General features: G+C 39.3%; 8 protein-coding genes. All 8 read right to left on the reverse strand.

Annotated features, from left to right (window positions below):
- Complete coding sequence (locus tag ACQRBH_RS16785; RefSeq protein WP_427762604.1) at positions 1 to 669, reverse strand: B3/B4 domain-containing protein; 669 nt, start codon at positions 667 to 669, stop codon at positions 1 to 3.
- Positions 670 to 690: 21 nt separating this feature from the next.
- Positions 691 to 1,554 carry a DegV family protein gene (locus tag ACQRBH_RS16790; protein ID WP_427762605.1) on the reverse strand — a complete coding sequence of 288 codons (864 nt, stop codon included), beginning with the start codon at positions 1,552 to 1,554 and terminating at the stop codon, positions 691 to 693.
- Positions 1,547 to 2,956: an MATE family efflux transporter gene (locus ACQRBH_RS16795; RefSeq protein WP_427744560.1), complete on the reverse strand. Its 1,410-nt coding sequence runs from the start codon at positions 2,954 to 2,956 to the stop codon at positions 1,547 to 1,549. The genes ACQRBH_RS16790 and ACQRBH_RS16795 overlap by 8 nt, the downstream gene beginning before the upstream one ends.
- Before the next feature lie 91 nt (positions 2,957 to 3,047).
- Complete coding sequence (locus ACQRBH_RS16800; RefSeq protein WP_427762606.1) at positions 3,048 to 4,409, reverse strand: spore germination protein; 1,362 nt, start codon at positions 4,407 to 4,409, stop codon at positions 3,048 to 3,050.
- Positions 4,410 to 4,531: 122 nt separating this feature from the next.
- Positions 4,532 to 5,044, reverse strand: coding sequence for a deoxyuridine 5'-triphosphate nucleotidohydrolase (locus ACQRBH_RS16805; RefSeq protein ID WP_235234116.1), 513 nt, complete (start codon positions 5,042 to 5,044; stop codon positions 4,532 to 4,534).
- Between the two features lie 129 nt (positions 5,045 to 5,173).
- Entirely contained in the window at positions 5,174 to 5,986 is an 813-nt protein-coding gene (locus ACQRBH_RS16810; RefSeq protein WP_235234122.1) for an ABC transporter ATP-binding protein, read from the reverse strand.
- An 11-nt stretch (positions 5,987 to 5,997) separates the two neighbouring features.
- Entirely contained in the window at positions 5,998 to 6,966 is a 969-nt protein-coding gene (locus tag ACQRBH_RS16815) for an ABC transporter permease (protein ID WP_427762607.1), read from the reverse strand.
- Positions 6,967 to 6,974: 8 nt separating this feature from the next.
- The gene (locus tag ACQRBH_RS16820; RefSeq protein WP_427762609.1) at positions 6,975 to 8,027 is read right to left on the reverse strand and encodes an ABC transporter substrate-binding protein; all 1,053 of its coding nucleotides are present in this window, start codon (positions 8,025 to 8,027) and stop codon (positions 6,975 to 6,977) included.
- Between the last annotated feature and the right edge of the window lie 11 nt (positions 8,028 to 8,038).

Genomic DNA, 8,038 nt, shown 5'->3' on the forward strand with positions numbered 1-8,038 from the left:
TTACTCCACTATCCAGCTCTGAATCTCTTCTGCACCGGCGTATTGTTCTAAATATTTTTTTCCATTCTCCAGTGCATGTTCTAAATCTTGATTCTGTGAGAACGAATAAATTAACGTCAGCACTTCTTCTGCATTTTCTGTAATCATAGCCCGTTCTGAATCACTGGTGGAACTCCCAATTGCACCTTTTGCATCTGCCAGCACCGGAAGGCAATCTATACGGATTTCTTCTTTTCCAATCCCTTTATAGGTCTCTCCTTCCTTTCCAACTCGAAATACTAGCTCATCTTCTATATTTGAAGCATCGTATGAACCAACAGAAAATCCTGATTCTATAGAAATCAGATTATTCACATCAACAACTGTATTTACCTCATAAAGCCCTTTTCCTTGGCCGATTCTTCGAATCAGTGCTTCTGAAGATACGCGATAACGACTTGGATCTTTTCCAAAGGCTTTATATGCGGCTCTTGATTCTTTGATATTAGGGATTTCGTTTACACCATAATCAAAGATTTCATCTTTTACTTTTTTGAAAATATCTTTCTTCAGATATTTCCACAGCTCTTCATTCTTCTTTTCTACTTTTACTTTATATTGCAGACACCCGACTCTTACTGTCGGCCAGAGTTTTTTCATTTCTTTATCAATTATAAGTGTTTTTTTCATTCTGTTTATATCTCCTATTGCTTAGCGCTTACTTCCCATGCAGAATACGGCTACAACTCCTGGACCTGTATGGCTTCCAATTACCTCACCAATATTATTTACCAGAATATTCTCAATTCCCATCTTTTTGCGCACTAGTTCTGCCACATATTCAGCATCCTCTGCACAATCCCCATGGGTAATCATAATAATATCATTTTCCCAGCCCTTTGCCTGCTCAACAGCCATATCTACAATCTTATTCAACGCTTTCTTTCGTCCACGCTCTTTCCCGATAACCTGCAAAAGACCTTTGTCATCCATATGAATGATTGGCTTTACTTGAACCATTGTTCCCAATATTGCTGTTGTCTTGGAGACTCTTCCACCCCTTTGAAGATGATTCAGATCATCAATCGCAACATTATGACACACATGAAGCTTATTCTCCTCTGCCCACTGTGCTACTTCTTCGATTGATTTCCCCTCTCCTTTACGTTTCAATGCATAATATAACAGCAATCCTTCCCCCAGACAAGCGCACAATGTATCTATCACAATAACCTTACGTTCTGGGTACTCTTCTTCCAATTCTTCCGCCGCAATTCGCATACTGTTATATGTTCCACTTAAGCCAGAAGAGAACGCAAGATGCAATATATCTTTTCCTTCTTTTAGGAACGCTTCCAGTGCTTCTTTAGCTTCCTCAGGATTTACCTGAGAGGTTACTGCCATCTTTCCTTCTCTTAATTTTTGAAAAAATTCTTTGGAAGACAGTCCTTCCATTCCTTTATAGGTCTCGCCATCTATAGTATATTTCAAAGGAATAACCGGAATATGTCTCTCTTCCAACCACTCCTTTGGCAAATCGACTGTACTGTTTACTGTAATTACATAATCATTCATGTCTCTGTTCCTCCTTCTCTTTGCTTGACGACATCATAACATTTTTTTCCATATTACGCAAAATTTTTCTAATAATAAATATAAATAAAACACTGATTGTTAATATAGAACAAATATCCGCAATCGGCTCTGCCAAGTAGATTCCATTCACTCCCATGAACTTAGGCAGGATAATCGCCAACGGAATCAACAGGATTACTTTTCTAAGTAACGCAATAAATAAAGACACTTTTGCCTGCCCCAATGCCAAAAATGTCGTTTGACAAGCCGACTGAATCCCAAAGATTGTGATAACAAGGAAATATACTGGCATGACCTGACAAGTCAGTTTCTCCAGCTCAACATTATCCGTAAATATTCCCGCATATACTTCCGGCTTCAACACTGCAATACCTCCCAAAAGCAACGTAGCCGTAAGACATACCAGAATCATTCTAACGATCGTTTTCTGAACCCTGTCTTTGTTACCAGCACCATAATTGTAACTGATAATAGGTTGGATTCCCTGTGTAATTCCCTGTACCGGTATTACGATTAACTGCATGATACTTGTCATAATCGACATAGTTCCTACATACAGATCTCCTCCATAACGCTGAAGTCCAGAATTTAAAGTAATACTAACCATACTCTCTGTACTCTGCATAATAAAAGGGGAGATGCCAAGTCCTGCAATTTGCATCAAAATATCCTTTTTTAAACGCATATTTTTTAATTGTAATCGTATCACACTCTTCTTAGACACAAGAAAATGTACGACCCAGACAGCACTGACCGCCTGAGAGATGACCGTTGCCAGCGCTGCACCTTTCACTCCCATATTCACACCAAATATAAAAACCGGATCCAGGCAGATATTGATCACCGCACCTATCAGCACAGACAGCATAGCAGTTCTTGCTGCACCCTGCCCACTGATAAATGTATTCAGTCCCAATGCCAGCTGTACGAATACTGTTCCAATTAAATAAATGGATATATACTCTTTCGCATACACAATCGTCACATCACTGGCACCAAACGCATATAGTATTGGTATTTTATATATACTGAAAAACACTGTTAAAAATACCGAAAATATAACTAACAACCCGGCAGAATTCCCGAGAATTCTTTCGGCACGACTATAATTACTTTTCCCCAACTCGATAGATGCCAAAGGTGCACCGCCCATCCCAGCAAATGCACTAAAAGCAGAAATCAACATAATAATAGGAAATGTAACCCCGACTCCCGTCAAAGCTACATCTCCGTATCCTTGAATGTGTCCAATATAAATCCGGTCAACAATATTATATAATACATTAATCAACTGAGCAGCCACCGCCGGAACTGCCAGCGAAACCATCAGCTTCCCAAGCGGTGCCCGCCCCAACTTCTCGTCTCTTGTTTCCGTCTCCATTCTATCACCTCATCTATATTCTACCACGTGATTGTTATTCTGTAAAACAAGAAACTCGACTCCTCCTTTTTACCTTATCTCTTTCGTTTACTCAATTTAATTTAATGTTCAAATAATTTCTTCCTGATAAGGTTTTATTAAAGGCAACACTGCAAATCACAATAACTGTTCCTATTACGAACCCCCACCAGTTAAATAAAGCTGTAAGAATCAACAATTCCAGACGCATAAATTTCAACGCATAACCAAGTTCAAAATTGGGTTGTGTATAATTTGCAACGGCCACAAATGCCATATATAACATCACTTCTGAATTAAACCATCCTGATTTTACAGAGAATTCTCCCATGACCAGACCTGCAATAACACTTAACGGTGTACTTAACATACTTGGTGTATTTAACGCCGCCAGCCGAAGACCATCTATGGCAATTTCGAGAATCAATAGTTGAAAAATCAATGGAATATTTACAGTATCTTTTACTGCCACAAAAGCAAACACCTCTGGAAGCCAGTTTAGATTCTGCATAAAAAGTAAAAATAATGGTGTCAAAAACACTGTCAGAAGAGTGATCAGACATCTGGCTGATTTAAGATATATGTTTGTCAACGTAGGAAAATAATGGTCGTTGGCTTCTTCAATCATATCAAATATTGATGTTGGAAGAATCATTGCAGACGGGGAATTATCAACCAGAATTACAACTTTTCCTTCTAACAGACAGGCCGCCGCTGTATCTGGCCGCTCCGTAAACTTAAATTTAGGAAAAGGATTATACCATTTTCGTTTAAATAAACATTCAGCCAGACTCTGCTGATTCATTCGTAAATCATCCGTCTGAATACAATTCAGCCGTTCAGATACATTTTTCAAAAGTTCCCGATCCACCCGGTCACTCATATAACAAAGTGCCACATCTGTCCGAGAGGCATTTCCAATCTCCATCATCTTCATCACAAGATGCGGATCACGAATCCTTCTCCGCATCAATGCAGTATTAAATACAATCGTCTCCACAAACCCATCTCTGGAACCACGCAGAGATTTATCTTTATCGGGTTCCTCCACACTTCGCGCTGGATAAGTTCTGCAATCAATCGCGATGCACGCATCATAGCCATCAATAAAAAGACATGTAACACCCGACAATATATTTTTCAATACCTGATCAAAATCCCCCAGCACATCCACTTCCACATACGGAATACATTTTCTTGAAAACTGCGTCGCATCCGCTGGCATGTCTTCCTCCTTCACATGAAAAAGAGAATCCATAATTTTCAGCATCGATTCATCCTTCGTAAATCCATCTATAAAATAAAAAGAAGACATCCGTCCTCCTATAACCATATCCCTCTGTATAATATCAAAACTTTCTTTAATCGGAAGCAGTCCATTCATATAAGAAGCATTTTCTTCCCTTGAAGCAGCTACCATCTTCATATTTGGCATATTCATTCCCCCATCTATCTCATATTCTTAAAAATAGAATGTCCGAAACATACAAAAATATGCAAATGGGTACACCACAAAATGCAATTAGGGACGTAGTCTTTTTAAAAAAGACTACGTCCCTAATTTGTACTTCCAAATCCACCATTACGTACTGTAGTAACATTATCATCCACAGTAATTCCATATTCTACGAAAATTCCCTGCATAAATCCTGTTCCAGCCGCGATTTCAACTGTTCTTTCTTCATTGGTATCGTTTGTAAGCTTGGCAAAAATATGTCCTTCATTGTCGGAATAGAAATAATCACTGTCAATAATTCCTACTGTATTATTCAGTTGTAAACGATATTTAAACCCAAGCCCACTTCTTGGATAGCATTTCAGCACCCAATCTGATTCCATCTCTACACGTATTCCAGTAGGAATCTTAATCGTCTTTCCAGGTTCAAGAGTTATTGATACCGGAGCATAAAAATCATACCCGGCAGATCCGGCAGTTGCCCGTTTCGGGAGCTTAATATTATCATATATCTTCTGCAATTCTTGTTCTTCTGTTGGACCAAACGAATCTACAAATCCTTCCTGAAACTGTGCAAAACTCACTTTATAAAACTGTGCAATCCTTCTTGCCATATAATCCTGCCTCCCCTAAATTTAATAATGCCGCCGGCATTCCTGCCGGAGGCTATATCATTTACAATATGAGTCAATTTATATTATCATCTACTGATTCTTTTCGTCAACACCTAAAACATATGAGTATCAAGCTTCATTTTTAGATAAAAGAATTCTATCGTTATCCAGCTGTTTTCCGGCATTCTGTGCAAATTGATCCAGAAGATCATCTACCGTCATACTCTTACGTTCTTCTCCCGAAACATCCAGGATAATATTTCCTGCATCCATCATCAATGTCCTGTTTCCCAGTTCCAGTGCCTGATGCATATTATGGGTAACCATCAGACAAGTAATCTGCCGCTGTGCCACAATATCTTTGGTAAGCTGCAAAACCTTTTCTGCAGTTGCCGGATCCAAAGCAGCCGTATGTTCATCCAGCAGAAGAATTTTCGGAGTCACAATAGTTGCCATTAAAAGGGTAAGCGCCTGACGTTGTCCACCAGAAAGAAGTCCTACTGGTTGTTTCATTCGGTCTTCCAACCCCATATTCAACAAAGCAAGCTTCTCACGAAATCTCTTTTTATCTGAAGACCTGATCCGACTAAAATATGCGTTTTTTGAAGTCGAAGATCGAAGATATGCAAGCGCCATATTTTCTTCAATTGTCATATGGGGAGCAGTTCCTTTTAAAGGGTCTTGAAATAAATGTCCTATCACTTTACTTCTTATATATTCTTTTTGATAAGTAATGTCTTCTCCATCCAGTAAAATCAATCCTTCATCTGCCAGAAAAGATCCGGTAATTGCATTAAATAATGTAGATTTTCCAGCCCCGTTACTCCCAACAATTGTCGCAAAATCTCCACGTTTTAACTCAAGATTTACTTTGCGCAAAGCCATTTTTTCATTCACGGTCCCAGGATTAAAGGTCTTTGACACATTTCTCATAATCAGCATATTTTCACTCATTATCTCTGACCTTCCTTTCCTTTGCTTTCCTGTGCAAGAATTTCGTCAATATATTTCTGGTTTTTTACTCTGGCAGCACGTTTCGTCTGATAGAGATGGAATTGCCTTTTCAAATATGGCAGTCCAATTGCTATAGCTACAATTATTGCAGATACTAGTTTCAATGCCTCTGGAGGTACATCAAAACGAAGCGCTATTGCAACAATAAAACGATACAGACAACTTCCTAACACAACTCCAAAAATACGGCACCAGATAGATCCTTTTCCAATTAAGGTCTCTCCTATGATCAAGCTTGCCAGAGCAATCGTAACCATACCGGTTCCAAGATTGATATCACAGGACTTCTGATATTGTGCCAAAAGTCCACCAGAAAGTCCTGTCAATGAATTGGATAGACAGAGTCCAATCGTAATCATCAATTTTGTATTAATACTGGATGCACGGACCATATCCGGATTATCTCCAGTCGCCCGAATAGAGAGCCCCAATCGTGTGTTTAAAAATAACGATACCAAAAAACCGATTACGATCACAATAATTGCTACAATAAGTAATGTGTACCAGGTCCCTCCAATATGCTCTTTTCCCCATGTGAAGATAGAATCACATCCGAATAAATTGAGATTAGAGGCAAATCCCATTGCTGCAATATTAATTGTATATAATCCTGTATTTACGATAATACCGGCCAAGATGGATTCAATTCCCATCTTCGTCTGCAAAAATGCAGTTACAAAACCCGACACAGCCCCTGCACCCATCGCTGCAAATAACCCCAACACCGGATGTCCTGCAATCGTCAGTGTCGCACAGACTGCACACCCCAAAGTAAAGCAGCCATCTGTAGACAGATCCGCAATATTCAATATAGTAAATGAAATAAATAATGCAAGTGCAACCAGCGAATAGATAAATCCAAGCTCCAAAGCGCTCTGCACAATCGACAACGTAATAATTGACCCCATAATAACCTCTATTCAAACTCTTTTGCAGTCACAGTCTCCACCACTTCTGAGCCAAGATCTTTGAATGTCTCAACAGCAATACCAACAGACTCTGCTGTCTCTGTATTAATTGTAATAATACCATCTTCCAAAGTCTCAACCGGCATCTCTGCTGGATTCTTTCCATCTACCAGAACCTCTACTGCCATATCCGCGGTTACTGTTCCAAGATTTTCATAATTTACACCATATCCGATGAATGCTCCATTTAATGCAAATGAGTCAGCTCCTGTATAGTGTGGAATCTTTGCATCCGTAAATTTCTCAAAAATAGCAAGTTCTGCTGTCATAACTGTATTATCCTGAGGAGTAAATACTGCATCTACTTTCTCTGCTACCAGTGAATCTGCCGCAGCCTGAATCTCAGCAGAAGTAGTTCCTGTCTTCTCTACATATTCCAAATTGTTTTCCTCACAGAACTTAATTGCATCTTCAATAGATCCAATAGAAGAATCCTGACTCTTATCGTATAAAAGACCAATCTTCTTTGCGTCCGGATTACCTGTCAGAATCAGATTCATAATTTCCTCTGTATCAATTGCATCAGAAGTACCTGTAATATTAGAACCAGGAGCCTCATTATCTGCCACGAGACCTGCACCCACCGGATCAGATACTGCAGAAAATACAACTGGAATCTGGTTATCTTCTGTTGCTGATTGCATAACCATTGCTGCCGGAGTTGCGATTGGAATAATGATGTCTACCTCGTCCGCAACAAGATCTGCGGCAATCTGATTCAAAACCGTAGAATCAGCCTGACCGTTAAATGTATAATCTTCATAATCAAATGTGACCCCAAGTTCCTCACCCTTGGCATCTAATTCTGCCTCGATTGCTTTTTCAATCTGATTTAAAGAAGCATCATCCACATACTGTACAATACCTACCTTGTATGTTGTATCCTCAGTCTTTGTCTCCTCTTTACTCTCAGACGTATCTTCACTTGAACTTCCACATCCTGTTACCATTGTTGCTACCATTGCAACTGTCAATAACCCTGCTAATACTTTGTTTTTCATTGTCTCATTCT

Source organism: Bariatricus sp. SGI.161, assembly GCF_050313695.1.
In the GTDB taxonomy this organism is placed as follows: Bacteria; Bacillota; Clostridia; order Lachnospirales; family Lachnospiraceae; genus JAFBIX01.